We start from the raw sequence: 24,794 nt of genomic DNA, 5'->3' as shown, positions 1-24,794 counted from the left end.
AAGGACGTGAGGTTCGGATTGAACGGGTTCAGCAAAGGCGATTCCTCCTTTTGAACACCGGCAATGGACCAGCGTTTTTCGTTGAACAAGCGTTCAAGTTAAACATGGATCGCCCTTCAATGCGACCCGATGTCGCTGCGCGGGAGCCTTGCGGGGCTGCGTTAAAACCCTTCGCCGGCAATCCGGACCCTACGGTCTAGACGGGTTTACGCTACACGTAGGAGCCGGCTTGCCGGCGAACAAATCAGAAAAGCCAACAGCAATACGAGGTCAATTCTTGCCCTGGCAATCCAGCTGCAGGTTGGCCTGGGTGATGTTGCTGTCAGCCGGCACACTACGGGTCAGCCACACGTTGCCGCCGATGGTCGAGCCCTTGCCGATGGTGATCCGCCCGAGGATGGTTGCGCCGGCATAGATCACCACGTCGTCCTCGACGATCGGGTGGCGCGCCAGGCCCTTGTGCAGGGTGCCCGACTCGTCGCTGGGGAAGCGCTTGGCGCCCAGGGTCACCGCCTGGTAGATGCGCACCCGCTCGCCGATGATCGCGGTCTCGCCGATCACCACGCCGGTGCCATGGTCGATGAAGAAGCTCTGGCCAATGCGCGCGCCAGGGTGGATGTCGATACCGGTGGCCGAATGCGCCAGTTCCGAGCTGATCCGCGCCAGCAGCGGCAGGCCGGCCTGGTACAGGTGGTGGGCCAGGCGGTGGTGGATGATCGCCAGGATGCCGGGATAGCACAGCAGCACCTCATCGACGCTACGCGCCGCTGGGTCGCCGTGGTAGGCGGCCAGCACGTCAGTGTCGAGCAACACGCGCAGGGCCGGCAGGGCCGCGGCGAAGTCCTGGATCAGGCGCAGGGCGTGGCCGTCGACATCGGTGACCTCGGTCTTGCCGTGGCGCGCGGCGTAGCGCAGTTCCAGGCGTGCCTGGGCCAGCAGGGCGGTGAGCGCGGCGTCGAGGGTGTGGCCGACGTAGAAATCCTCGCTTTCTTCACGCAGGTCCACTGGGCCCAGGCGCATCGGGAACAGCGCGCCGCACAGTTGCTCGAGAATCTGTCGCATCGCTTCGCGCGATGGCAATTCACGCCCGCCCTGCTCGCCGCTGCTGCGGCCATTGCGGCTGCGCCACTGTTCACGGGCACTGCGCAGGCCACTGACGATGCCCTGCAATTGCCAGTGCCCTGTTGATGGTTGTTCGCTCACGGTGTTTCTCCTGCCAGGCGGCTTTCTCGGTATGCACACGTTCCCGGTAGGGGCGGCCTACGGGGAGGGTGTAAACCACGATACGTCAAATCTCCCTCTTGGAAAAAACAACGCTTTATTCCATCCTGAGCTAAGTCGGGCATAAGCCATCGCGAATGGCAAAATGGGAATAACAACCTGATTTTTTATTATTTCCCGACCTATAAAGCCCACCTCTATAGTCGCCACCTCACTACTTCCACAACAAGCGCGGGGCCTGCCATGACCAAATTCGCCAAACCCCTTCTCAACGCCAGCCTGGCGCTCCTGCTCGGCGCCGGCCTGCTCGGCCAGGCCTTTGCCGGCGAGCAACTGAAGACCATTCAGGAAAAAGGCGTGATCAACGTCGGCCTGGAAGGCACCTACCCACCGTTCAGCTACCAGGACGAACACGGCAAGCTGGCTGGCTTCGAGGTCGAGCTGTCCGAGCTGCTGGCCAAGGAACTGGGGGTCAAGGCCAAGGTCCAGCCGACCAAATGGGATGGCATCCTCGCTGCTCTGGAGTCCAAGCGCCTGGACGTGGTGATCAACCAGGTGACCATCTCCGAGGAGCGCAAGAAGAAGTACGACTTCTCCGAGCCCTACACCATCTCCGGCATCCAGGCGCTGATCCTGAAGAAGAAGGCCGAGCAGCTGAACATCAAGACCGCGCAGGACCTGGCCGGCAAGAAAGTCGGCGTGGGCCTGGGCACCAACTACGAGCAATGGGTCAAGCAGGACGTACCGAAAGCCGAAGTGCGCACCTATGAAGACGACCCGACCAAGTTCGCCGACCTGCGCAACGGCCGCATCGACGCCATCTTGATCGACCGCCTGGCCGCGCTGGAATACGCGCAGAAAGCCAAGGACACCGAACTCGCCGGCGCCCCGTTCTCGCGCCTGGAAAGCGGCGTGGCCCTGCGCAAGGGCGAGCCTGAACTGCTCGAAGCGCTGAACAAGGCCATCGACAAGCTCAAGGCTGACGGCACGCTGAAACAGCTGTCCAAGAAATACTTCGGTGCCGATGTCACCCAATGATCGCTGAAAGCCTACAACTCGTTGTCGACTCCGTGCCCTTCCTGTTGAAGGGCGCGGGTTATACCGTGCTGCTCAGCGTCGGCGGCATGTTCTTTGGCCTGGTGCTGGGCTTTGCCCTGGCGCTGATGCGGCTGTCGAAGATCCTGCCGCTGGACTGGCTGGCACGCATCTACGTGTCGTTCTTCCGGGGCACACCGCTGCTGGTGCAGCTGTTCGTGATCTACTTCGGGCTGCCGCAGATCGGTATCGAGCTCGACCCCATCCCGGCGTCGCTGATCGGCCTGTCGCTGAACATGGCGGCGTACATCTGCGAAATTCTCCGCGCCGCGATTTCCTCGATCGACCGTGGCCAGTGGGAAGCGGCGGCCAGCATCGGCATGACCCGTACCCAGGCCATGCGTCGGGCGATCCTGCCGCAGGCCTTGCGCACCGCGCTGCCGCCGCTGGGCAACAGCTTCATCTCGCTGGTCAAGGACACCGCCCTGGCGGCAACCATCCAGGTGCCCGAGCTGTTCCGCCAGGCGCAACTGATCACCGCCCGGACCTTCGAAGTCTTCACCATGTACCTGGCTGTCGCGGTGGTTTACTGGATCCTCTGCAGCATCCTGGCGCACTTCCAGAACCGCATGGAAGCGCGGGTCAACCAGCACGACCAGGAGCACTGAGATGATCGTAGTAGAGGGCCTGACCAAACGGTTCAAGGGCCAAACCGTGCTCAACGGTATCGACCTGACCGTGCAGCCCGGCGAAGTGGTCGCCATCATCGGCCCCAGCGGCTCGGGCAAGACCACTTTCCTGCGCTGCCTCAACCTGCTGGAAACCCCCGATGCCGGGCGTATCCAGATCGGTGACATCACCATCGATGCCGGGCGCCCGCTGGGTGGCCAGCAGAGTGCGATCCGCCGCCTGCGCCAGCAGGCCGGGTTCGTGTTCCAGAACTTCAACCTGTTCCCCCACCGCACCGCCCTGGACAACGTCATCGAAGGGCCGGTGATCGTCAAGAAGACGCCCCGCGAGCAAGCCATCGAGCTGGGCAGGCGCCTGCTGGCCAAGGTCGGCCTGGCGGGCAAGGAAGACGCCTACCCCCGGCGGCTGTCCGGTGGCCAGCAGCAACGGGTGGCCATCGCCCGCGCCCTGGCCATGGAGCCGGAGGTGATCCTGTTCGACGAACCCACCTCGGCGCTCGACCCCGAGCTGGTGGGTGAAGTGCTGGCGACCATCCGCGGCCTGGCCGAAGAGAAGCGCACGATGATCATCGTCACCCACGAGATGAGCTTTGCTCGCGACGTGGCCAACCGAGTGATCTTCTTCGACAAGGGCGTGATCGTCGAACAAGGCGAGGCCAAGGCGTTGTTCGCCAATCCACAGGAAGAGCGCACCCGGCAGTTCCTGCGCAAGTTCCTCGGGACCACCGCTGCGCAGGACTGAAATCCGGCGTTGTCTTCTTCGCGGGTAAACCCGCTCCTACAGGATCGCTGCTGAACCTGTAGGAGCGGGTTTACCCGCGAATGCTTTCACATATCCGAAGCCGATTCCGACTTCTATAGATATTCCAAAGAGTTAGTTCATAAAACTTTTATAAACGAATAGGGTATATCCACCGGACCACCGGACCAGCAAACGTCTGTCGCTATCAGCTGAGGCGGCACATTCAACTTTGTGAGGTAAGGAATGGTCAGGATCACAATCACCCCAGTGGCCAACGCCAGGGCATTGAGTGCAGCCAAGGAGCGGTACTGATGTCCAGCCAGCCAACTACCCAATTCCACAGCGATATTGACAGTTCGCCCCTGCTGTTGCCGGCCAAGGTGCTGCGCAACGACGAAGAGGCCCTGCAAGCCGCCCGCGAGCTGGCCCAGGTGGCCCGCCAACAGGCCGCCCGCCGTGACCAGCAGCGCAAGCTGCCGTGGGCCGAGATCGAACAGTTCACCCGCAGCGGCCTGGGCAGCATCAGCGTGCCCAAGGCCTTCGGCGGCCCCGAGGTCTCCTACACCACCATCGCCGAAGTCTTCCGCCTGATCAGCGCCGCGGATCCTGCGCTGGGGCAGATTCCGCAAAACCAGTTCGGCATTCTCCAGCTGGTGCGCCTGACGGCCACCGAAGCGCAGCAGGAAGCGATTTTCCGCGCCGTGCTCGACGGCTGGCGCATCGGCAATGCCGGCCCTGAGCGCGGCACCAAGGACACGCTCACGCTCAAGGCGCGCATCACCCGCGACGGCGATGGCTATCGCATCAGCGGCGAGAAGTTCTACTCCACCGGCGCCCTGTACGCCCACTGGGTGGCGGTCAAGGCCCTGGACGACGAGGGGCGCCAGCGCCTGGCGTTCGTTCGCCGGGGCAGCCCGGGGTTGCGCATCGTTGACGACTGGTCCGGCTTCGGCCAGCGCACCACTGCCAGCGGCACCGTGCTGCTCGACCAGGTGCCGGTGGAGGCCGACCTGGTCATCGACAACTGGCGCCATCGGGAGCAACCCAGCACCCAGGGCGCGGCCTCGCAACTGATCCAGGCCGCCATCGATGCTGGCATCGCCGAGGCGGCCATCGACGACGCGATCCAGTTCGTGCGCGAGAAATCGCGGCCGTGGATCGAGGCCAAGGTCGAGCGCAACAGCGACGACCCCTATGTGATCGCCGACATCGGCCGCCTCAAGCTCGACCTGCACGCCGCCGAAGCGCTGCTGCGCAAGGCCGCGAAAGTGCTCGACGAGGTCAATGCCAGCCCCGTCGACGATGCCGCCGCCGCGCGAGCGTCGATCGCCGTGGCCGAAGCCAAGGTGCTCACCACCGAGATCTCGCTGCAGGCCAGCGAGAAACTCTTCGAGCTGGCCGGCAGCCGCGCCAGCCTGGCCGAGTTCAACCTCGACCGGCACTGGCGCAACGCCCGGGTACACACCCTGCACGACCCGGTGCGCTGGAAGTACCACGCCGTCGGCGCCTACTACCTCAACGGCACCCTGCCTGCCCGCCATTCCTGGATCTGATTCAAGGCCCTTCGCCGTCAAACCGGCCCCTACGCAATCCCCGTAGGAGCCGGCTTGCCGGCGAACAGCCCCTGCGGAGAGCACCATGACTGCATCCCTCATCACCAGCGACGCCCAAGCCCTGGCCGTCGCCGAAGAAATCGCCCAAACCCTGCGCCACGACAGCGCCGCGCGCGACCGCGAACGCCGCTTGCCCCACGCCGAACTCGACCACTTCGTGCAGACCGGCCTGTGGGGCATCAGCGTGCCCAAGGCCTATGGCGGCGCTGGCGTATCCAGCGCCACCCTGGCCAAGGTCATCGCCCGCATCGCCCAGGCCGACGCCTCGATCGGGCAGATCCCGCAGAACCACTTCTACGCCCTGGAAGTGCTGCGGGTGAACGGCACCCCGGACCAACAGAAGCGCCTGTACGCAGAAGTCCTCGCTGGCCGCCGCTTCGGCAACGCCCTGGCCGAGATCGGTACCAAGAACGCCCATGAGCGCACCACCCGCCTGACCCGTGACGGCGACCATTACCGTATCGATGGCCGCAAGTTCTACTGCACCGGCGCCCTCTATGCCCAACGCATCCCGACCCTGGTGATCGACGAGCAAGGCGTGTCGCACCTGGCCTTCGTTCCCGCCGACACGCCGGGCATCGAGGTGATCGACGACTGGAGCGGCTTCGGCCAGCGCACCACCGGCAGCGGCTCGGTGGTGTTCGACAACGTGTTGGTCCGCGCCGAGGACGTGGTGCCGTTCCAGAGCGCCTTCGACCGCCCGACCACGGTCGGCCCGCTGGCACAGATCCTCCACGCCGCCATCGACACCGGCATCGCCCGTGCCGCCTTCGAGGACGCCCTGCACTTCGTGCGCACCCGCAGCCGGCCCTGGATCGACTCCGGCCTCGACAAGGCCAGCGACGACCCGCTCACCCTGAAGAGCTTCGGCCACCTGGCAATCCGCCTGCATGCCACCGAAGCCCTGCTGGAGCGCGCCGGCGAGATCCTCGACATCGCCCAGGCCGACAGCAACGCCGAAACCCTGGCCGCCGCTTCCATCGCCGTGGCCGAGGCCCGGGCGATCAGCACCGAGATCTCGCTCGCCGCCGGCACCACCCTGTTCGAGCTGGCCGGCAGCCAGGCCACCCTGGCCGAGCACAACCTCGACCGCCACTGGCGCAACGCTCGGGTGCACACCCTGCACGATCCGGTGCGCTGGAAGTACCACGCCATCGGCAACTACTACCTCAACGACGAGAAACCACCACGCCGGGGGACCATCTGATGGCCCGCCAGATCCTGCTCAATGCCTTCAACATGAACTGCATCGGGCACATCAACCATGGCCTGTGGACCCACCCACGGGACACCTCGACCCAGTACAAGACCCTGGAATACTGGACCGACCTCGCCCGCCTGCTCGAGCGCGGGCTGTTCGACGGCCTGTTCATCGCCGACATCGTCGGCACCTACGACGTCTACGGGCAGTCGGTGGACGTACCGCTGAAAGAGGCCATCCAGCTACCGGTCAACGACCCGCTGCTGCTGGTCTCGGCCATGGCCGCGGTGACCAGGCACCTGGGCTTCGGCCTCACCGCCAACCTGACCTACGAGGCGCCCTACCTGTTCGCCCGGCGCCTCTCCACCCTCGACCACCTGAGCAACGGCCGGGTCGGCTGGAACATCGTCACCGGCTACCTCGACAGCGCCGCCCGGGCTATGGGCTTGGAACAGCAACCCGAGCATGACCGGCGCTATGACCAGGCCGACGAGTACCTGCAAGTGCTGTACAAGTTGCTCGAAGGCAGCTGGGACGACGATGCCGTGATCGCCGATCGCGAGCGGCGCGTGTATGCGCGCCCGGACAAGGTGCGTAAGGTCGAGCACCACGGCGAGTTCTACAAGGTCGAGGGCTACCACCTGTGCGAACCCTCGCCCCAGCGCACCCCGGTACTGTTCCAGGCCGGCAGTTCGGCGCGCGGCTTGGCGTTCGCCGGCAACCATGCCGAATGCGTGTTCATCAGCGGCCAGGAAAAAGCCGCCACCCGCGCCCAGGTCGACAAGGTCCGTGCAGCGGCCAAGGCAGCCGGGCGCGATCCGGAAAAGGTGAAGGTGTTCATGGGCCTCACCGTGATCGTCGCCCCGACCGAGGAGCAGGCCCGCGCCAAGCACGCCGAGTACCTGCGCCACGCCAGCGCCGAGGCGGGCGTGGCGCATTTCGCCAGTTCCACCGGCATCGACTTCTCACGCTATGAACTGGACGAGCCCATCGGTTTCGCCAAGGGCAACGCCATTCAGTCCGCCACCCGTCAGTTGCAGGACAACGCCTGGACCCGCCGCCGCCTGCTCGAACAGCACGCCCTGGGCGGGCGCTACGTGACCCTGGTCGGCGCCCCGGAGCAAGTGGCCGAGCAGTTGATCGCCTGGATCGACGAAACCGGCCTGGACGGCTTCAACCTGGCGCGCACCGTCACCCCGGAAAGCTACGAGGACTTCATCGACCTGGTCATCCCCGAACTGCAACGCCGCGGCCGCTACAAGACCGCCTACGCCGAGGGCAGCCTGCGCCAGAAGCTGTTCGCCACGCCCCACGCCCACCTGCCCGCCGACCACCCCGGCGCCACCTACCGCAACCCACCTGTCCCTGCCCCGACTGGAGCCCTGCACCATGCTTGAGAAACTGTTCCGGCCCGTCACGACCATCGCCCTGGGCCTCGGCCTTTCCGTCGCCGCCTTCGCCGCCGAGCCGTTGAAGATCGGCACCACCGCCGCCTTCGCCATCCCACTGGAAGCCGCCGTGGAAGAGGCCCACAAACAAGGCCTGGAAGTGAAACTCATCGAGTTCAGCGACTGGATCGCACCGAACGTCAGCCTCAACAGCGGCGACATCGACGTGAACTACTTCCAGCACATCCCGTTCCTGGAAAACGCCAAGGCCGCCGCCGGTTTCAACCTGGTGCCCTATGCGCCGGGGATCATCAACAACGTCGGCCTCTACTCGAAAAAGTACAAAAGCTTCGCCGAACTACCCGAAGGCGCCAGCGTGGCCATCGCCAATGACCCGATCAACAGCGGCCGCGGCTTGCAGCTGCTGGCCAAGGCCGGGCTGATCACCCTCAAACCGGGCGTGGGCTACAAGGCCACCGAGGACGACATCATCGCCAACCCGAAGAAGATCAAGATCCTCCAGGTTGAAGCGGTGCAACTGGTGCGCGCCTATGACGACGCCGACCTGGTCCAGGGCTACCCGGCCTACATCCGCCTGGCCAACAGCTTCGACGCCACCTCGGCGCTGCTGTTCGACGGCCTGGAGAACAAGGAATACGTGATCCAGTTCGTGATCCGCCCGCAGGAAAAGGACGACCCGCGCCTGGCCAAGTTCGTCGACATCTACCAACACTCGCCCGCTGTGCGCGCTGCCCTGGACAAGGCCCACGGCAAGCTCTACCAGGCCGGTTGGGAAGGCTGACATGGCCCAGGCCAGCGCCCTCAGGGCGCCCGTCCCACCCGTCGAACCGCACAAGGCCACGGAGCAGGCCCTGCGCCCGGACGTGAACCAGGCCCACGTGCGCTTCATCGGCCTGGGCAAGACCTACCCGGGCCAGGCCCAGCCGGCGCTGCACGGTATCGACCTCAACATCCGCCGTGGCGAAATCTTCGGCATCATCGGCCGTAGCGGTGCTGGCAAGTCGTCTTTGCTGCGCACCATCAACCGCCTGGAGCAGCCCAGCCAAGGCCGGGTACTGATCGACCAGGTGGATATCGCGGCATTCGACGAGGATCGCCTGGTGGCCCTGCGGCGGCGCATCGGCATGATCTTCCAGCACTTCAACCTGATGTCGGCCAAGACCGTGTGGCAGAACGTCGAGCTGCCGCTGAAGGTGGCCGGGGTGGCCAAGGCCGAGCGCCAGCGCAAGGTGTGCGAGCTGCTGGAGCTGGTCGGGCTTGCGGAGAAACATCATGTCTACCCGGCGCAACTGTCGGGTGGGCAGAAACAGCGAGTCGGGATCGCCCGGGCGCTGGTGCACGACCCTCAGATCCTGCTGTGCGATGAGGCCACTTCGGCGCTGGACCCGGAAACCACCGCCGCGATCCTCGAACTGCTGCGCGACATCAACCGGCGCCTGGGCCTGACCGTGGTGCTGATTACCCACGAGATGGCGGTGATCCGCGACATCTGCCACCGCGTGGTGGTGCTGGAGCGCGGCGAAGTGGTCGAGCACGGCGAAGTCTGGCAGGTATTCGGCGCGCCGCGCCATGAGGTCACTCGCACCTTGCTGGCGCCCCTGCAAGCACGGCTGCCCGAAGCATTGCAGGCCAGCCTGCGCGCCAGCCCGGCCAGCCGCGACGCGGCCGTGGTGCTCAAGCTCGGCCTGGTTGGCGAGCCGGAGCTGGGCGCCCTGTTCGCCGACCTGGGAGGGCGGGTGCGCCTGTTGCAAGGCGGTATCGAGACCATCGGCGAGCATGCCCTGGGGCAACTGATCCTGTCCGTGCGCGGCTCGCCGCTGGACACCCGTCAACTGTTGGAGCGCGCCCGCCGCTGGGCCGCGGACGTGGAGGTGCTTGGCCATGTGGATTGAGCGTTTGCTGCAAGGCCTGCTCGACACCTTGCTGATGGTCGGCGTGTCGTCGCTGGTCGCATTGATCGTCGGCGTGCCGATGGCGGTACTGCTGGTCACCAGCGACAAGGGCGGGATCTTCGAGGCGCCCACGCTGAACAGGGTGCTGGGCGCCATCGTCAACCTGTTCCGCTCGATCCCGTTCCTGATCCTGATGGTCGCGCTGATCCCCTTCACCCGCCTGGTGGTCGGTACCACCTATGGGGTGTGGGCGGCGGTGGTGCCGTTGACCATCGCGGCGACGCCGTTCTTCGCGCGGATTGCCGAGGTGAGCCTGCGGGAGGTAGACCATGGCCTGATCGAGGCGGCGCAGGCCATGGGCTGCCGGCGCTGGCACATCGTCCGGCACGTGCTGCTGCCCGAGGCGCTGCCAGGCATCGTCGGCGGGTTCACCATCACCCTGGTGACGCTGATCAACTCGTCGGCCATGGCCGGGGCGATCGGTGCCGGGGGGTTGGGGGACATTGCCTATCGGTATGGGTACCAGCGCTTTGACAGCCAGATCATGCTGACCGTGATCGTGATGCTGGTGGTGCTGGTGGCGGTGATCCAGTTGGGTGGAGATCGCCTGGCGAAAGGCTTGAACAAGCGTTGAACCCTTCGCCGGCAAGCCGGCGCCTACGTCGATAGCGTTGGCCCTGCAGGAGCTTGCCGGCGAACCGCAACGCCCTTATCCCCAGTGCAGTTCGCTTGCCGGCACCGGCCTGCCAAACCAGTACCCTTGCCCCATCTGGCACTGCTGCTCCAACAGGAAGCGCGCTTGCTCGGCCTGTTCGATCCCCTCGGCGTGTACCTGCATGCCCATGCTGCGCGCCAGGGCGATGATCACCCGCACGATGGCGATGTCATCGTCGTCATGGGGCAAACCGGCAACGAAGCCCTGGTCGATTTTCAGTTTCTGCACCGGTAGGCGCTTGAGCCGCAGCAGCGACGAGTAGCCCGTACCGAAGTCATCGATGGCCAGGTTCAGCCCCAGTTCGCGCAACCGGTGCATCTGCTCCAGCGCCACCTCCGGGTCCTCCATCACAGCGCTTTCGGTGACCTCGAGTTCCAGCAGGGCCGGATTCAGGCCGGTGTCGTGCAGCACATCGGCCACCTGCCGGTACAGCTCGCGCTGATTGAACAATCGGCTGGAGATGTTCACCGCGACGAACTCCAGCACCCGCCCTTCGGTCTGCCACTGCACCATCTGCCGGCAGGCCTGGCCCAGCACCCAGGCATCGATCTCGGCAATCAGCCCGGTGCGTTCGGCGATGGGGATGAACTCCCCTGGCGGGACCAGCCCACGCGTGGGGTGCTGCCAGCGTACCAGCGTCTCCACGCCAATCATCTTTGAGGTGAACAAGTCATGCACCGGCTGGAAGAACACCCGCAGCTCTTGCTGCTCCAGCGCCCGGCGCAACTCGCCGGCGGTCTCGACCCGCTGCTGGGCATGGGCGGTGAGCTCTTCGGTGTACAGGGCGTAGCAGGCCCGCCCATTCCCCTTGGCCTTGAACAGCGCCGAGTCGGCATTGCGCAGCAATTGCTCGGCACTCAACGCGTCGCTGGGGAACAGGCTGATGCCAATGCTGGCACTGATGAACAGGCGGTTGCCCTCGAAGCTGAACGGCTCTTTCAGCCGCTCGATGATGGTCTGCGCCAGCTTGCCGGCCTGGCCGACTTGCTGGCAGCTCTCCGCCAGCACCCCGAACTCGTCACCGCCCAGGCGGGCCAGGGTCACGCCGTTGCCCAGCACCTCACGCAGGCGCTCGCCAACCAGCTTGAGCAACTGGTCGCCGATGGTATGGCCAAGGCCGTCGTTGATGCTCTGGAAGTGGTCCAGGTCGAGCAGCAGCAGGGCGCAACCACGCTTGTTGGCCTGGGCGGCGGCCAGGGCCTGCTCGACGCGGTCGTTGAACAGCAGGCGATTGGGCAAGCCGGTGAGCGGGTCGTGGTGGGCGAGGTAGGCCAGTTCCTCTTCCGTGTGCTTGATCGCACTGATATCGCTGAACACCGCCACATAGTGGCTGAGCTCGCCGCTGTCGTCGCGAATGGCGCATATCGTCTGCCATTGCGGGTAGATCTCACCACTTTTGCGACGGTTCCAGATTTCCCCGCTCCACTCGCCCTTTTCCGCCAGCGCGGTGTAGATCTGCTGGTAGAACGGCGCGCCATGGCGGCCCGACTTGAACTTGCTCGGCCGCTGGCCGACCACCTCGTCCTGCTGGTACCCGGTGATGCGCATGAACGCCCGGTTGACGTGCACGATCAGGCCGTTGCGATCCGTCACCAGCACGCCCTCCAGGGTGCTGTCGAACACCGCGGCGGCCATGCGCAAGCGTTCGCGGTCCTCGCTGCGCAGGCGGGCGCCGATGCCGATGAAGTTCAGCAGCCGGGCACGCGAGACGAAGATCAGCAGGGCACTGAGCAGCACCCAGACCACCACATTGATCTGCCGCCCCACGGTCAGCGCCAACGGGTCCTCGGTCATGCCATGCAGGACCAGCTCGGACAGCGCCAGCCAGAGAATCGAAAGCACCACATAGAGCCCGGCCATGCGCAAGGCGTCGCGAACGGAAACAGACATGTCGGGTGGTTTAGCCCATGAAAAAGGAAGGGGCATTATAGGGGCTGAAACACCCTGTGACTTCCTATCAAAAAGGGCGACTGGTTTTATTTCCCCGCCAAGGGATAATGCGAGCGCTGTTCCCCCTGTGTTTTCGAGGGTCTTTCCCGTTATGTGGTACTACGGTCTGCTCGACTTGTCGGCCTGGCAACTGGTCGCGGTCACCTTGCTGATGACTCACCTGACCATCGTCAGCGTCACCATCTACCTGCACCGCTACTCGGCCCACCGGGCCCTGGAGCTGAACGCGGGCCTCAAGCATTTCTTCCGCTTCTGGCTGTGGCTCACCACCGCGCAGAACACCCGCGAGTGGACTGCCATCCACCGCAAGCACCACGCCAAGTGCGAAACCCCGGACGACCCGCACAGCCCGGTACACAAGGGGCTTGGCACCGTGCTGCGCAAGGGCGCGGAGCTGTACCGCGAAGAAGCACGCAACGAAGAGACACTGCGCATCTATGGCAAGAACTGCCCCGATGACTGGATCGAGCGCAACCTCTACACCCGCTTCAAGCTCGGCGGCATCGCCCTGATGGCGGTCATCGACCTGCTACTGTTCGGCACCATCGGCATCACCATCTGGGCCATCCAGATGATGTGGATTCCCTTCTGGGCCGCCGGCGTGGTCAACGGCCTGGGTCACGCGGTGGGCTATCGCAACTTCGAATGCCGCGACGCGGCCACCAACCTGGTGCCCTGGGGCATCATCATTGGCGGCGAGGAGTTGCACAACAACCACCACACCTACCCTAATTCGGCAAAACTCTCGGTGCGCCGCTGGGAATTCGACATGGGCTGGATGTGGATCCGCCTGCTGAGCCTGCTGCGTCTGGCCAAGGTGCAGCGGGTCGCGCCCATCGCCCACCGGGTCGAGGGCAAGGCCTCGCTGGACATGGACACCGCCATGGCCATCCTCAACAACCGCTTCCAGATCATGGCCCAGTACCGCAAGCTGGTGATTGCCCCACTGGTGAAGCAGGAACTGGACAAGGTCGACGCGTCGGTACGCCACCGCTTCCGCCGCGCCAAGCGCCTGCTCTCGCGCGAAACCAGCCTGCTGCAAGACCGCCATCACGTGCGCATCGAATCCATGCTCGCCCACAGTCAGGCCCTCAAGACCATCTACGAAAAGCGCCTGGCACTACAGCAAATCTGGGCGCGCACCAGTGCCAACGGTCACGACATGCTCGCCGCCATGAAGGAGTGGGTACACGAGGCGGAAGCCAGCGGAATCCATTCGCTGCGCGACTTCGCCGCCCAGCTCAAAACCTACTCGTTGCGCCCCGCCACCGCCTGACCGCCGTTGATCGGCACGCTCCGCATTGGGGCGTGCCGACCGGAACTTACCCTTCGCACACCGCTCAAACTCGACATATCGCCCGCGTGGCGGGCCTGACCGTGGCCGCACGCCTATCGTCGAGAACCGCTCCGTGCTCATGGCCAAAGAACTCCCACCCACGCACACCGGCACACCCCGCCCCGAAGCCGCCCAGACCTTGCTGGCCCTGCTCCACGCCCAGGGCGAAGTGGCGCGCCTGAGCGAACGCGAGCAGTTGTACAGTTCTCTGCTCGACAGCGTTAACGCCGTGCTGTGGGCGTTCGACTGGGAAACGCGCCAAGTGCTCTACGTGAGCCCCGCCTACGAGCGCATCTTCGGTCGCCCGGCCAGCCTGGTGCTCGCCGATTACAACGAGTGGCGCGACGCCATCTACCCCGACGACCTTGAGTACGCCGAACGCAGCCTGGCCCAGGTGCTGGTCAAAGGTACCGTGGAAGACCGCGAGTACCGCATCCTCAACGCCGCCGGCGAAGTACGCTGGATCAGTGACAAGTGCTACATCAACCAAACGCGCGAGGGTGACCAGCGGGTGATCATCGTGGGTATCGCCGAAGACATCACCGAGAAGAAGCGGCTCGAAGGCGAGCTGCAGCGCCTGGCCACCACCGATGTACTGACTCAAAGCAGCAACCGCCGACACTTCTTCGACTGCGCCCAGCAAGCCTTCGACAGTGCCCGTGAAGACGGCACGCCGCTGGCTTTCCTGCTGCTGGATATCGACGACTTCAAGCAGATCAACGACAGCTACGGCCACCAGGAAGGCGATCAGGTGCTGCAACGCATCGCCGACGCCGGCAAGGCCGTGCTACGGCGTGGCGACCAGTTCGGGCGTATTGGTGGCGAAGAGTTCGCGGCGGTGTTTCCCGGCTGCACGGCACAAATGGCCGGGCAAATCGCCGAGCGCTTGCAGCGGGAAATCCAGCGCCTGAGCTTCAGCCACGGGCAGCAGACCTATGGGGTGACAGTGAGCCAAGGGCTGACCGGTTTGACCGACGAAGACGAAACGCTCGACAGCCTGTTCGCCCGCGCCGATGCGGCGATGTACCGGGCCAAGCGCCAAGGCAAGAACCAGATCGTGCGAAGCTGACCGGTTTAGCTGAGGTGGCTGCTCGACCCGCCTGGATACAAACAGCCGTCTGCAACCCCTGCAGGAACAATCCCAAGGCTTGATCACCTACAGCAATGAACCGATCAGGCCGGACGCTCCTCGTCTGCCTCGGGCGGGGTTTCTGCCAGTGCCGGATCGATCAAGGTGGCTTGCGCTTCGTCGGTGGCGGCCTGTGCCGCCTGGCGCTCGGCCTCCTCGCGCGCTAACGCCTCCGGGTCCACCTTGCGCAGCCGCGTCAGCTCCGGCAACCCAAGCTTGAGCAACCGCGCCGTCTTGCTGCTGGCGACCTTCTCCAGCCCTGCGCTGGGCCGCAACCGTGCCAGCTGTCCCGCCAGGTTCATGGCCAAGATCTCGCGGGAGTACACGCCGCCACCCAGCTGATACACCGAAGCGATCAGCTCGCGCAGGTTCAGCGGCAGGCGCCAGCGAGTGCGCAACGCCGAACCGAACGGCGCACCGAATTCGTTGAGCGACAACTCCACCTGGTCCTCGTCCAGCTCGCCGCCGGCCAGGCGCCATTCCTGCAGGGTACGCAGGACGGCCAGGTCGCCCAGGCAATGCAGCAGCCCAGCACAGTAGCAAAGGCCCTCGTCCACCTCGACCATGCGCGCCAGGGTGCGGGCGTAGTCCGCGGTGTGCAGGGAAAGGTTCCAGTAGTGCGCCGCGTAACGGGCCAGCAACGGGTCGCTCAATCGCGCGCTGCGCTTGAGCGTAAGGCCCAGGATAAGGTTCATGCTCTGGGTGCTGCCGAGCTTGTTCAGCGCCTGCAGCAAGGTTTGTACCGGCGACTCGCTGTGCAGCGCGGCGCTGTTCGCCGCGGCGATGAGCACGCCGGTGATCTGTGGGTCGTCGCGCACCTCCTCCTCGAGCACCCGCAGGTTCAGCCCATGGGGGTTGAGGGCACGCTTGATCGCCACCTGCACGTCGGCGAACAAGGGGCCGCCATCGGCTGTGGCACGGCGTTGCTCGAGGAACGCCGGCAACTTGACCCCGGCTTGCAAGGGCGGCACCGGGCAGGTGATCGGCTCGCCGACCTCCAGCAACAGGCTTTCCAGGCGCTTGCGCAGGTTGTCCAGGTCGAGCGGCTTGCCCAGGTAGGCAGTGGGGTGCAGCGGCAGCGCCTCGCGCACACTGGCGCCGTCGGTGCGTTCACTCATGAGGATGAACGGCAGGCCAGGCTGCCCGCCCATACCGCGCACTCTGCGCAGCAGGTCGAGGCCATCGAGCCCGGACAGCTCACGGGCCGCGATGATCAGGTCAGGCTTGGCGGACAACGCACTCAGCGCCTGTGAACCATCGGCGCAGATCTGCAGCCGGGCATCGCAGCGCACGCTAAGCAGCATATCTCGGAGCATGTCACGCACCCAGGGGTCGCCTTCGGCGATCAGCACGCAAGGGGGGACGGGATCAACAGCGCTCATGGGCTTTTCTCCAGGCAATGACGCGCGGTCCTTCGCAGCTTCCGCGGAATCCTCGTACAACCTTAGCGCCTGATGCCCGCAAGCGGCATAAAAAAAACCCGCCGAAGCGGGTTTTTTTCTGACACGTATCACATATTTCAGGCCAGTTCAGCGAAGCACTCTTCGATGATTGCCAGGCCTTTGTCCAGCAGTGCGTCTTCGGCGGTCAGCGGCACCAGGATGCGCAGGACGTTGCCGTAGGTGCCGCAGGACAGCAGGATCAGACCCTTGTCGCGCGCCTTGGCCACAACCTGCGCAACGGCGGCGGCATTCGGGGTGTGGGTGCCTTTCTCGAAGACTTCCACCGCGATCATCGAACCCAGGCCACGGACGTCGCCGATGATCGGGTACTTGGCCTGGATCTGCTTGAGGCCAGCGGTCAGGCGCTCGCCAACAGCTTGGCTACGCTCCAGCAGCTTCTCTTCCTCGAACACTTCGATCACGGCCAGGGCCGCGGCGCAAGCGATCGGCGAACCGGCGTAGGTACCGCCCAGGCCACCCGGGGCGATGGCGTCCATGTACTCGGCCTTGCCGCATACACCGGCCAGCGGGAAGCCGCCAGCGATGGACTTGGCGAAGGTGGTCAGGTCAGGCGCGACGCCCATCTGCTCCATGGCGAAGAAGGTGCCAGTACGGCCGGCGCCGGTCTGCACTTCGTCGGCGATCAGCAGGATGCCGTGCTGGTCGCACAGGGCGCGCAGGCGCTTCATCAGCTCTTTCGGCGCAGGCAGGAAACCGCCTTCGCCTTGCACCGGCTCGAGGATGATCGCGGCGATGTCGCGCGGCTCGGCGTCGTTCTTGAAGATGCGCTCGACCGAGGCGATGGCGTCATCAACGCTGATGCCGTGCAGCTCGCTCGGGAACAGGGCGCGGAAGATGCCGCCTGGCATCAGGCCCATGCCGGCGGAGTACGGCACGACCTTGCCGGTCAGGCCCAAGGTCATCATGGTGCGGCCGTGGTAGCCGCCGGTGAAGGCGATCACGCCAGCACGGCCGGTGGCGGCACGGGCGATCTTCACGGCGTTTTCAACGGCTTCGGAGCCGGTGGTGACCAGCAGAGTCTTCTTGGCGAAGTCGCCTGGGACCAGCTTGTTGATCTTTTCGCACAGCTCGACGTAGGGCTCGTAGGCCAGCACCTGGAAGCAGGTGTGGCTGACCTTGGTCAGCTGCTCTTGCACGGCCGCGACCACTTTAGGGTGCAGGTGGCCGGTGTTCAGTACCGCGATGCCGCCGGCGAAGTCGATCAGTTCGCGGCCTTCAACGTCGATCACCGTCGAGTTCTTCGCGGTATCGACGAAGATCGGGTGGATCTGGCCGACGCCACGTGGGACGGCGGCGGTACGGCGTTGCATCAGGGATTCGTTGGTCTTGCTCATAGTGCCCTCAATTGCGCCGGTTCTGCGGCGCTTTTATTCGGGGGTGGCTGGATGCAAGCGTGCACAGTATTCGTTGATCGACTGTCACGCCTGCCCTGGCCACCAGGTACCGCTATGTCAAAAAGGCCAGCGAGACGTCGCTCTCGCGCCCCGCTGGCAGAGGTAAAACCGATTACCTGGTGATCAGACGCTGATGCACAGGTATTTGATCTCGAGGTAGTCCTCGATACCGTACTTGGAACCTTCGCGGCCCAGACCCGAGGCCTTGATGCCGCCGAACGGCGCGACTTCGTTGGAGATCAGGCCGGTGTTGATACCGACCATGCCGTACTCCAGGGCCTCGGCGACGCGGAACACGCGGCTCATGTCACGGGCGTAGAAGTACGAGGCCAGGCCGAACTCGGTGTCGTTGGACATGGCGATGACTTCGGCCTCATCCTTGAAGCGGAACAGCGGCGCCAGCGGGCCGAAGGTCTCTTCCTTGGCGACGGCGGCAGTCTTCGGCACGTCGACGAGGATGGTCGGCTCGAAGAAGTTGCCTTCGATCAGCTTGCCACCGGACAGCACCTTGGCGCCTTTCGAAACGGCGTCGTCGATGTGCTCCTGGACCTTGGCGACAGCCTTGCCGTCGATCAGCGGGCCAGTGGTGGTGCCTTCTTCCAGGCCGTTACCGATCTTCAGCTTGGCGACAGCGGCCTTGAGCTTCTCGGCGAAGGCGTCGTAGACACCGTCCTGCACGTAGATACGGTTGGCGCAGACGCAGGTCTGGCCGTTGTTGCGGTACTTGGAGATGATCGCGCCCTCGACCGCCTTATCCAGGTCGGCGTCGTCGAACACGATGAACGGCGCGTTGCCGCCCAGCTCCAGGGACACCTTCTTGATGTCCTTGGCGCATTCTTCCATCAGCTGGCGACCGATTTCGGTCGAGCCGGTGAAGGACAGCTTGCGTACCAGGGAGTTGCCGGTCAGCTCGCTGCCGACTTCGCCGGCGCTGCCGGTGATCACACTCAGCACGCCAGCCGGGATACCGGCACGGGTGGCCAGCTCGACCAGGGCCAGGGCGGAGTAAGGGGTCTGCGAAGCGGGCTTGAGGACCATGGTGCAACCGGCGGCCAGGGCCGGGCCGGCTTTGCGGGTGATCATCGCGGCCGGGAAGTTCCACGGGGTGATGGCGGCGGTGACGCCAATCGGCTGCTTGATGACGATCAGGCGCTTGTCCGGCTGGTGGCCAGGGATGACATCGCCGTACACGCGCTTGGCTTCTTCGGCGAACCACTCGATGAACGAGGCGGCGTAGGCGATCTCGCCCTTGGCTTCGGCCAGTGGCTTGCCCTGCTCGGTGGTCATCAGGCGGGCCAGGTCGTCCTGGTGCTCGATCATCAGCTCGAACCAGCGGCGCAGCTTGCCGGCACGCTCCTTGGCGGTCAGTGCGCGCCAGGCCGGCAGGGCCTTGTCGGCGGCCTCGATGGCGCGGCGGGTCTCGGCGGCGCCCATCTTCGGCACGCTGCCGATCACTTCACCGGTGGCCGGGTTGGTCACCTTGATGGTCTGGCCGCTGTCCGCATCCAGCCACTCACCGTTGATGAAGGCTTGCTGGCGGAACAACTGAGCGTCTTTGAGCTGCATGTCGGCTTCCCTTTACTGCGAATTATTGATTGTTGAAAAGGCGCCCCCAAAAGGGGGCGGCCGTCAGAAATTCGTGCACCAGGGTGTTCGACGCCTGGGTGCTGAGCGTTTGAAATCTCAAACGGAATGCTAAGCGGGGGTTGGGGTGTTGGACAATAGGCTGTTCGAAAAAAAGAACGAATGGTCGGAATTCAGATCAGTGGAAATGCATCGCGGGGCAAGCCCGCTCCCAGGCAGCCCTTGCGCGGACTGCGTGGGAGCGGGCTTGCCCCGCGATAGTGCCCTGGAAGGTTAGTCCATCAGAACGCCTTGTCGAGGTCGATCACCAGCGCCCGGTAACCCACGCTGCCCGGCTGGCGACTGTGCACTTTCAACTCCACCGCCACCTCCTGGGTGCCACGACGCACTTCGTTGAGCACCGTGGTCGTCAGCTTCTGCGGGGTCAGGAAGTTCACCGAGGCCGAATAGATGAACTGGGTATCGGTGTCCACCCGATATGCCACCACCGAGGTGATCGGGCTGTACCACTCGTCCCCGCGCTCCTTGCCGTACTGCCACACCTGCTCGACCGTGCCCTTGGCCTCGTCGATCCGGTATTCCACCGCCCGGCTGTAGTTGCCGGCCAGCTTGGTCGGCCCGAAGTCACGGCCCCAGCCATTGTCGAACACGGTCAGCGTGCCACGCCCGGTCAGCCAGGCAGTGTGCTGGGTCCAGGACCATTCGAAGCCCTCGCCCACCGGTTTGAGCACTTTGTCCTGCAAACGTGCCGGCCAACCTTGCGGCGCGGCGAGGATCCACTTCACCTGCTTGTCGCGGCCAATCTTCACCACCCCCTGGTGGCGCGCTGAAACGATGATGCTGTCGTCATCGGCGTCGTAGTCGATGGCATTGACGTGGGCCCAGTTGCGCCCGGTGCCGACGCCGGGGGTATCACCGAACGGCAGGTCGCCTTCGGCCAGCTCGTTGGCCAGACGGTCGCCTTGTTTCTGCACGCCCTCTGGCAGCTGGATCGCCGCCTTGCCCAGGGTCTCCAGCAGTTCGCCGCGATAGGGGTCGAGAATCTGGTTCAGGTCCCAGAAGTCCAGCACGTCACCCGCTTCGTTGACCTCGATGATGTGGTCGCGGATTGAGCGCACGCGCTTGCCGTCGGGGCGGCGGTAGTCGCTGGTGCCTACCCGCAGCAGGTAGGTGCCGTTCACCGTCTCGCGGATTTCGTGGGAGAAGTCGGCGAACTTGTCCGGCAGGCTGCGTTGCCACACCCGCCGGCCGAGCAGGTCGTACTTGGAGTACGTCTGGCCCTGGCCCCAGATCAGCTTGCCGTCGCGGGTCTGGTGGAAGCCCATGGTGCCGCCCAGGCCGTCGCGACGGCTGGAATCATGGATCTGCTCGATATCCAGGTACCAGCGCACATCGCCATTGCTGTCGGCGATCCAGTTGTTGCCCACCGAGTCCCACTCGGCGGCGCCGCCCAGGCCATTCCACTTGAAGGCGCGCCCACCGGGGATCTCGGCCAGCAGGTGGTTGAACAGGTACAGGCGCTGTTCGAAACCAGGCGCAACCTTGATCGGCTCCACGTCGGGCAATGCCGCGGTCTGTTTCGCCACCACCGGCAGGCGCACGGCTGGGGCATAGATTTCGTAGCGCTGGCGGATGCGCTCGCCGTCGAGCTTGTAACTGACCTCGACCTGGTTGACGTGGTCCGGATAGAGGCCGAACACCGGGATGCCGCCATAAGTCCACAGCGAACGCTCGGAAACGTCATAGGTGATGTCGACACCGCGCTCACCCCGGCCCAGCACCCGCACATGGGCGCTGCTGATGGCGCGACCTCCGTCGCGGATGATCGCGGTCAACGGCGCCAGGCGGTAGGGGTTGACCACCACGTCACCCAGCAGGGCTTCGTCGCGATCAGGCACCTTGGCAGTGAGGCAGGCACCTTCGGGCAGTTCATGCGGTTGGGTCTTGGCATTCATGGCAAAGCTCCTTGTGCTCAGAAGTCGTAACGGGCGGTGGCGCCCACGGTGCGTGGCGTACCCAGCACGCCGGCATAACCGCCGTTGGCGGAGTTCCACAGGCTGGTGAAATAGGTTTTGTCGCCGGCGTTCTTCACCCACAGCGACAGGTCGAGCACGCCGTCACCCTGGTCCAGGCGCACCCCGGTGGACAGGTTGACGATGCCGTAGCTGGGGATCTGGCCGTAGTCAGAGTCGTCGATGGTGCCCACCGCCCTGGAGCGGAAGGCATAGCTGGCGGTGACGTAAGGCTCGATGCGCTCGGCCAGCTGCCATTTGTACTGGCCGTTGATATTGGCGATGTACTTGGAGGCACCCACCACCTGGTGGCCGGACAGGTCGCAGGTGGCCGCAGGGTTGGCCAGGCTCACCTCGGGCGGGCACGGTGCATCCTTGTAGTCGGTGTAGCGCACGTCGTTCCATGAACCGTTGAAGTTCACCGTCAGGCCTCGGATCGGCAGGGCCGTGGCCTCGAACTCCAGCCCACGCGAACGCACGCTGCCGGCGTTGGCCAGGTACTGCACGCGGTTGGCTTCGTCGTAGACGTTGGCCTGGTAGCCGTGCACTTCGGTCCAGAACAGGTTGGTGTTGAGCTGCAGGCGGTTGTCGAACAGCGTGCTCTTGAGCCCGAGTTCGGCGTTGTTGGCGCGCTCGGTGCCCACCAGCAGCGAATCGGTGCCCAGCCGCGGCGCGGCGCCGACGGTCAGGTTGACGCCCCCGGACTTCTCGCCGTGGGACAGGCTGGCATAGCCCAGCAGGTCGTCGGTGAAGCGGTAGCTCAAGCTGAGCAGGCCGGACGGGGCGAAGCTGTACTGGTTGAGGTCGCCCGAATCGTAGGCGCCCACCCGGCCCTGTCGGGCTGTAGCCGCGGCACCGGTCACTGCAGCGCCACCGTAAGGCGCATCGCGGGTGACCCAGGCACTCTTCTCCTCATAGGTGCCGCGTACCCCGGCGGTGAAGTCCAGGCGTTCGGTCAGGTGCCAGGTGCCTTGGGCGAACAGCGCATAGCTGTCGGTGTCGATGTGGCCATTGCCAATGGTGTTCACATTGGCCAGGGCGCCGGCCGGGGTCAGGTTCCAGATATCGGCCTGCGGCCCGTAGTAAGTGAACGATTTGTTGTCCAGGTCCTGCTTGAAGTAGTACGCCCCCAGCACGTAGTCGAAGAAGCCGCCGGTGGGCGAGGCCAGGCGAATCTCCTGCGAGTACTGCTTGTCCCGCACCGACACCCCGGCGCTGTAGAACACCGGCACATTGAGGCCATCGTCGTTGCGCGGGGTGAAGTCCCACCAGCGGTAGGCGCTGATGGAGGTGAGGGTGAAGTCGTTGGGCAGCGTCCAGTTGGCCTCCACCGAGGTACCGCCCTGGAACACTTTCACCATTTGGTCGGCGTCGAAGTTGACCTTGCGGTCCTTGCCCGACACCAACGTCGCCCCGGCCTGGGCAGCCAGGCTTTCATAGCGGTTCACGCCATTGAGGGTCGGGCCGCTGCTGTAGAGGCTGAGAATGCCACTGTCGGAGTGCTCTTCGTTGTATTCGCCGATCCAGTGCAGGTTGAAGGTCTCGCTGGGCTTGAACAGCAACTGTGTGCGAAAGCCCTGGCGCTTGCCGCCGTTGAGGTCGTGGCCGTCGTGGAGGTTCTTCACATAGCCGTCGTCTTCGGTGTGGTAGGCGCTGATGCGCCCGGCGAGGGTGTCGGTGAGCGGGCCGGAGAAGCTGCCCTGGGTCTGCCAGTAGCCATCTTCGCCCAGGGAAGACTGCACACTGCCCTCCTGGTGGAGGGTCGGCTTGCGCGTGGTGATGTTCAGCACACCGGCGGTGGTGTTCTTGCCGAACAGCGTGCCCTGCGGCCCGCGCAGTACTTCCATCTGCTCGACATCGAGCAGGTCGAACACCGCCATGCCGGGGCGCCCCAGGTAGACGTTGTCCAGGTACACGCCAACGCTGCCCTCCAGGCCATCGCTGGCCGGGTTGTTGCCCAGGCCACGGATGGAAATGCTCGACTGGCGGGCATGCACATAGGACACGTTGGTGCTCGGCACCAACTGCTGCAGGTCCTGCACCCGGTAGATGCGTTGGGTTTCCAGGGTTTCGCTGCTCAGCACGCTGATCGGCGTGGGCACGCTCTGGGCGGTTTCCTCACGGCGCCGGGCATTGACGGTGACGGTGCCGAGCTTGGCTTCCTGCTCGACGGCGGGCGCTGGAGTGGATGCTTCGGCGAAGCTGGTGCCGGCGGCGGCCAGCAGCACACCGGCCGCGAGGGGCTGCAAAGCGAAAAACGATACGCGCGCGGGCCAACGGGAAAGTCGGGACATGCAAATGCTCCTTGAAGGCGTGGGCCCTGGCGAGCATTTCCGTTGGCGGAACCGAATCGCGGTCGGACGGGCTTATATTCTTTTAAGGTATATAAATATTTTTAATTCATATTTTGTGGAATAAGCAAGTCCCTTTATAAGGTTCCCAACCCTTCCCAGCAATTGCATTCGACCGAAAGTTTCCATGTAGAAAATGCATATCGACCTACGCCAGCTCCGCCACTTCATCGCCCTTGTCGAACACCGCAGCTTCGTGGCCGCGGCGGCCGCGGTGAACCTTTCGCAATCGGCCTTCAGCCGCAGCATCCAGACGCTGGAGCACAACGTCGGCTGCCGCCTGGTCGACCGCGCCAGCAAGGAACTGGCACCCACCCGCCAGGGGTTGCTGGTGCTGGAACATTCGCGGCGGCTGGTGCACGGGGCGCACCACCTGGTCAACGAGATCAACCAATTCAATGGCGCGACCACGGGGGTGGTGCGCTTCGGCTCGGGGCCAGCGCCAGCCGGTGGCTTGGTGCCTCGAGCGGTGGCGCGGTTCGTTGCCGAGTACCCGGCGGCACGCACCTGTTTCCAGGTGGACAATTGGCAGGCGCTGAACCGTCGCCTGATCGCCGAGGAAATCGAATTCTTCATCGCCGACACCCGCCAGTTCGAGGCTGACCCGGATTACCAGGTGCTCAAGCTCAAGCCCCAGCGCTGGCACTTCTGCTGCCGCCAGGGGCACCCGTTGACCGCGCATGAAAAAGTGCGGACGCAAGACCTGTTCGATTACCCGTTGGCCACCACGACTCGCCCACCGAACATTCGAAAGGTCCTCAGCGACCTCAGCGGCCGGCAGGACTTTCTGCCCAGCGTGGAGTGCGAACACGGTTATGCCTTGCTCAATGTGGTGCTGCACTCGGACACCATCGGCATCGCTTGCAGCGCGAACCTGCTTCCCTACCAGGGGGAGCGGGGGTTGGTGGCGCTTGAACTGGCGGACCTGGCGCCAGAGCAGGAGGAGGCGTTCTACACGCGATATGGCGTGGTGAGCCGAATGGGGTATGGGTTGTCGGCGTTGGCGCAGGGGTTGATCAGGCAGTTGCTGGTGTGTGACAACGAAACCTGAGGAGCGC

Annotated in this window: 19 protein-coding genes; 12 read left to right on the top strand and 7 right to left on the bottom strand. The window is 64.7% G+C overall.

Translation table 11 applies throughout. The features are described from left to right. Positions 1 to 270 precede the first annotated feature (270 nt). Positions 271 to 1,203: a serine O-acetyltransferase EpsC gene (gene epsC / locus IM733_RS20390; protein ID WP_248918229.1), complete on the bottom strand. Its 933-nt coding sequence runs from the start codon at positions 1,201 to 1,203 to the stop codon at positions 271 to 273. A gap of 261 nt (positions 1,204 to 1,464) precedes the next feature. Between epsC and tcyJ the strand changes: the two genes are divergently transcribed. The 9 genes from tcyJ (at position 1,465) to IM733_RS20345 (ending at position 10,436) form a co-directional block, all read left to right on the top strand. After that, a complete protein-coding gene (tcyJ, locus tag IM733_RS20385; RefSeq protein WP_248918228.1) occupies positions 1,465 to 2,259 on the top strand; it encodes a cystine ABC transporter substrate-binding protein in 795 nt (264 codons plus the stop codon). Further along, a complete protein-coding gene (gene tcyL / locus IM733_RS20380) occupies positions 2,256 to 2,924 on the top strand; it encodes a cystine ABC transporter permease (RefSeq protein WP_011531635.1) in 669 nt (222 codons plus the stop codon). The genes tcyJ and tcyL overlap by 4 nt, the downstream gene beginning before the upstream one ends. A gap of 1 nt (position 2,925) precedes the next feature. Further along, entirely contained in the window at positions 2,926 to 3,687 is a 762-nt protein-coding gene (gene tcyN, locus IM733_RS20375; RefSeq protein ID WP_248918227.1) for an L-cystine ABC transporter ATP-binding protein TcyN, read from the top strand. A gap of 311 nt (positions 3,688 to 3,998) precedes the next feature. After that, positions 3,999 to 5,240, top strand: coding sequence for an SfnB family sulfur acquisition oxidoreductase (locus tag IM733_RS20370; RefSeq protein ID WP_248918226.1), 1,242 nt, complete (start codon positions 3,999 to 4,001; stop codon positions 5,238 to 5,240). Between the two features lie 85 nt (positions 5,241 to 5,325). After that, positions 5,326 to 6,507: an SfnB family sulfur acquisition oxidoreductase gene (locus IM733_RS20365; protein ID WP_248918225.1), complete on the top strand. Its 1,182-nt coding sequence runs from the start codon at positions 5,326 to 5,328 to the stop codon at positions 6,505 to 6,507. Further along, complete coding sequence (locus tag IM733_RS20360) at positions 6,507 to 7,898, top strand: LLM class flavin-dependent oxidoreductase (RefSeq protein WP_248918224.1); 1,392 nt, start codon at positions 6,507 to 6,509, stop codon at positions 7,896 to 7,898. The genes IM733_RS20365 and IM733_RS20360 overlap by 1 nt, the downstream gene beginning before the upstream one ends. Continuing rightward, positions 7,891 to 8,691, top strand: coding sequence for a MetQ/NlpA family ABC transporter substrate-binding protein (locus tag IM733_RS20355; RefSeq protein ID WP_248918223.1), 801 nt, complete (start codon positions 7,891 to 7,893; stop codon positions 8,689 to 8,691). Before IM733_RS20360 ends, IM733_RS20355 begins: the two co-directional genes overlap by 8 nt. A 1-nt stretch (position 8,692) precedes the next feature. Next, positions 8,693 to 9,802 (top strand): methionine ABC transporter ATP-binding protein, encoded by a 1,110-nt coding sequence (locus IM733_RS20350; protein ID WP_248918222.1) that lies wholly within the window; start codon positions 8,693 to 8,695, stop codon positions 9,800 to 9,802. Further along, positions 9,792 to 10,436 (top strand): methionine ABC transporter permease, encoded by a 645-nt coding sequence (locus IM733_RS20345; RefSeq protein WP_248918221.1) that lies wholly within the window; start codon positions 9,792 to 9,794, stop codon positions 10,434 to 10,436. Before IM733_RS20350 ends, IM733_RS20345 begins: the two co-directional genes overlap by 11 nt. A 75-nt stretch (positions 10,437 to 10,511) precedes the next feature. On the opposite strand, the gene dibA is transcribed toward IM733_RS20345, so the two are convergent. After that, on the bottom strand, positions 10,512 to 12,407 hold the full coding sequence (gene dibA, locus IM733_RS20340; RefSeq protein WP_248918220.1) for a phosphodiesterase DibA: 1,896 nt from the start codon (positions 12,405 to 12,407) through the stop codon (positions 10,512 to 10,514). A 151-nt stretch (positions 12,408 to 12,558) separates the two neighbouring features. Between dibA and desA the strand changes: the two genes are divergently transcribed. Then, the gene (gene desA / locus IM733_RS20335) at positions 12,559 to 13,743 is read left to right on the top strand and encodes a delta-9 fatty acid desaturase DesA (RefSeq protein ID WP_248918219.1); all 1,185 of its coding nucleotides are present in this window, start codon (positions 12,559 to 12,561) and stop codon (positions 13,741 to 13,743) included. 139 nt (positions 13,744 to 13,882) lie between these two features. Further along, complete coding sequence (locus tag IM733_RS20330; RefSeq protein WP_248918218.1) at positions 13,883 to 14,872, top strand: GGDEF domain-containing protein; 990 nt, start codon at positions 13,883 to 13,885, stop codon at positions 14,870 to 14,872. Between the two features lie 104 nt (positions 14,873 to 14,976). Here the strand turns inward: IM733_RS20330 and IM733_RS20325 are convergent, their stop codons facing one another. The 5 genes from IM733_RS20325 to IM733_RS20305 all read right to left on the bottom strand — a co-directional run bounded on the left by IM733_RS20325 (position 14,977) and on the right by IM733_RS20305 (position 23,679). Beyond that, complete coding sequence (locus IM733_RS20325) at positions 14,977 to 16,314, bottom strand: response regulator (protein ID WP_248918217.1); 1,338 nt, start codon at positions 16,312 to 16,314, stop codon at positions 14,977 to 14,979. A gap of 137 nt (positions 16,315 to 16,451) precedes the next feature. Then, positions 16,452 to 17,729 (bottom strand): 4-aminobutyrate--2-oxoglutarate transaminase, encoded by a 1,278-nt coding sequence (gene gabT, locus IM733_RS20320; protein ID WP_248918216.1) that lies wholly within the window; start codon positions 17,727 to 17,729, stop codon positions 16,452 to 16,454. 183 nt (positions 17,730 to 17,912) lie between these two features. Next, positions 17,913 to 19,355 carry an NADP-dependent succinate-semialdehyde dehydrogenase gene (gabD, locus tag IM733_RS20315; RefSeq protein WP_248918215.1) on the bottom strand — a complete coding sequence of 481 codons (1,443 nt, stop codon included), beginning with the start codon at positions 19,353 to 19,355 and terminating at the stop codon, positions 17,913 to 17,915. Between the two features lie 299 nt (positions 19,356 to 19,654). Then, positions 19,655 to 21,328: an aryl-sulfate sulfotransferase gene (locus IM733_RS20310; RefSeq protein WP_248918214.1), complete on the bottom strand. Its 1,674-nt coding sequence runs from the start codon at positions 21,326 to 21,328 to the stop codon at positions 19,655 to 19,657. A 17-nt stretch (positions 21,329 to 21,345) separates the two neighbouring features. Continuing rightward, complete coding sequence (locus tag IM733_RS20305; RefSeq protein ID WP_248918213.1) at positions 21,346 to 23,679, bottom strand: TonB-dependent receptor; 2,334 nt, start codon at positions 23,677 to 23,679, stop codon at positions 21,346 to 21,348. Positions 23,680 to 23,872: 193 nt separating this feature from the next. On the opposite strand from IM733_RS20305, the gene IM733_RS20300 reads away from it, so the two are divergent. Next, positions 23,873 to 24,787 carry a LysR family transcriptional regulator gene (locus IM733_RS20300; RefSeq protein ID WP_248918212.1) on the top strand — a complete coding sequence of 305 codons (915 nt, stop codon included), beginning with the start codon at positions 23,873 to 23,875 and terminating at the stop codon, positions 24,785 to 24,787. Positions 24,788 to 24,794 lie beyond the last annotated feature (7 nt).

The organism is Pseudomonas entomophila (assembly GCF_023277925.1).
Lineage (GTDB): Bacteria > Pseudomonadota > Gammaproteobacteria > Pseudomonadales > Pseudomonadaceae > Aquipseudomonas > Aquipseudomonas entomophila_D.
Note: the sequence above shows the minus strand (reverse complement) of the source record. Positions and strands in the feature narration are given on the sequence as shown.

Excerpts from the sequence above, each read along its gene's own strand:
- tcyJ (WP_248918228.1), top strand. The coding sequence starts at position 1,465 with ATGACCAAATTCGCCAAACCCCTTCTCAACGCCAGCCTGGCGCTCCTG.
- tcyL (WP_011531635.1), top strand. The coding sequence starts at position 2,256 with ATGATCGCTGAAAGCCTACAACTCGTTGTCGACTCCGTGCCCTTCCTG.
- tcyN (WP_248918227.1), top strand. The coding sequence starts at position 2,926 with ATGATCGTAGTAGAGGGCCTGACCAAACGGTTCAAGGGCCAAACCGTG.
- IM733_RS20370 (WP_248918226.1), top strand. The coding sequence starts at position 3,999 with ATGTCCAGCCAGCCAACTACCCAATTCCACAGCGATATTGACAGTTCG.
- IM733_RS20365 (WP_248918225.1), top strand. The coding sequence starts at position 5,326 with ATGACTGCATCCCTCATCACCAGCGACGCCCAAGCCCTGGCCGTCGCC.
- IM733_RS20360 (WP_248918224.1), top strand. The coding sequence starts at position 6,507 with ATGGCCCGCCAGATCCTGCTCAATGCCTTCAACATGAACTGCATCGGG.
- IM733_RS20355 (WP_248918223.1), top strand. The coding sequence starts at position 7,891 with ATGCTTGAGAAACTGTTCCGGCCCGTCACGACCATCGCCCTGGGCCTC.
- IM733_RS20350 (WP_248918222.1), top strand. The coding sequence starts at position 8,693 with ATGGCCCAGGCCAGCGCCCTCAGGGCGCCCGTCCCACCCGTCGAACCG.
- IM733_RS20345 (WP_248918221.1), top strand. The coding sequence starts at position 9,792 with ATGTGGATTGAGCGTTTGCTGCAAGGCCTGCTCGACACCTTGCTGATG.
- dibA (WP_248918220.1), bottom strand. The coding sequence starts at position 12,407 with ATGTCTGTTTCCGTTCGCGACGCCTTGCGCATGGCCGGGCTCTATGTG.
- desA (WP_248918219.1), top strand. The coding sequence starts at position 12,559 with ATGTGGTACTACGGTCTGCTCGACTTGTCGGCCTGGCAACTGGTCGCG.
- IM733_RS20330 (WP_248918218.1), top strand. The coding sequence starts at position 13,883 with ATGGCCAAAGAACTCCCACCCACGCACACCGGCACACCCCGCCCCGAA.
- IM733_RS20325 (WP_248918217.1), bottom strand. The coding sequence starts at position 16,314 with ATGAGCGCTGTTGATCCCGTCCCCCCTTGCGTGCTGATCGCCGAAGGC.
- gabT (WP_248918216.1), bottom strand. The coding sequence starts at position 17,729 with ATGAGCAAGACCAACGAATCCCTGATGCAACGCCGTACCGCCGCCGTC.
- gabD (WP_248918215.1), bottom strand. The coding sequence starts at position 19,355 with ATGCAGCTCAAAGACGCTCAGTTGTTCCGCCAGCAAGCCTTCATCAAC.
- IM733_RS20310 (WP_248918214.1), bottom strand. The coding sequence starts at position 21,328 with ATGAATGCCAAGACCCAACCGCATGAACTGCCCGAAGGTGCCTGCCTC.
- IM733_RS20305 (WP_248918213.1), bottom strand. The coding sequence starts at position 23,679 with ATGTCCCGACTTTCCCGTTGGCCCGCGCGCGTATCGTTTTTCGCTTTG.
- IM733_RS20300 (WP_248918212.1), top strand. The coding sequence starts at position 23,873 with ATGCATATCGACCTACGCCAGCTCCGCCACTTCATCGCCCTTGTCGAA.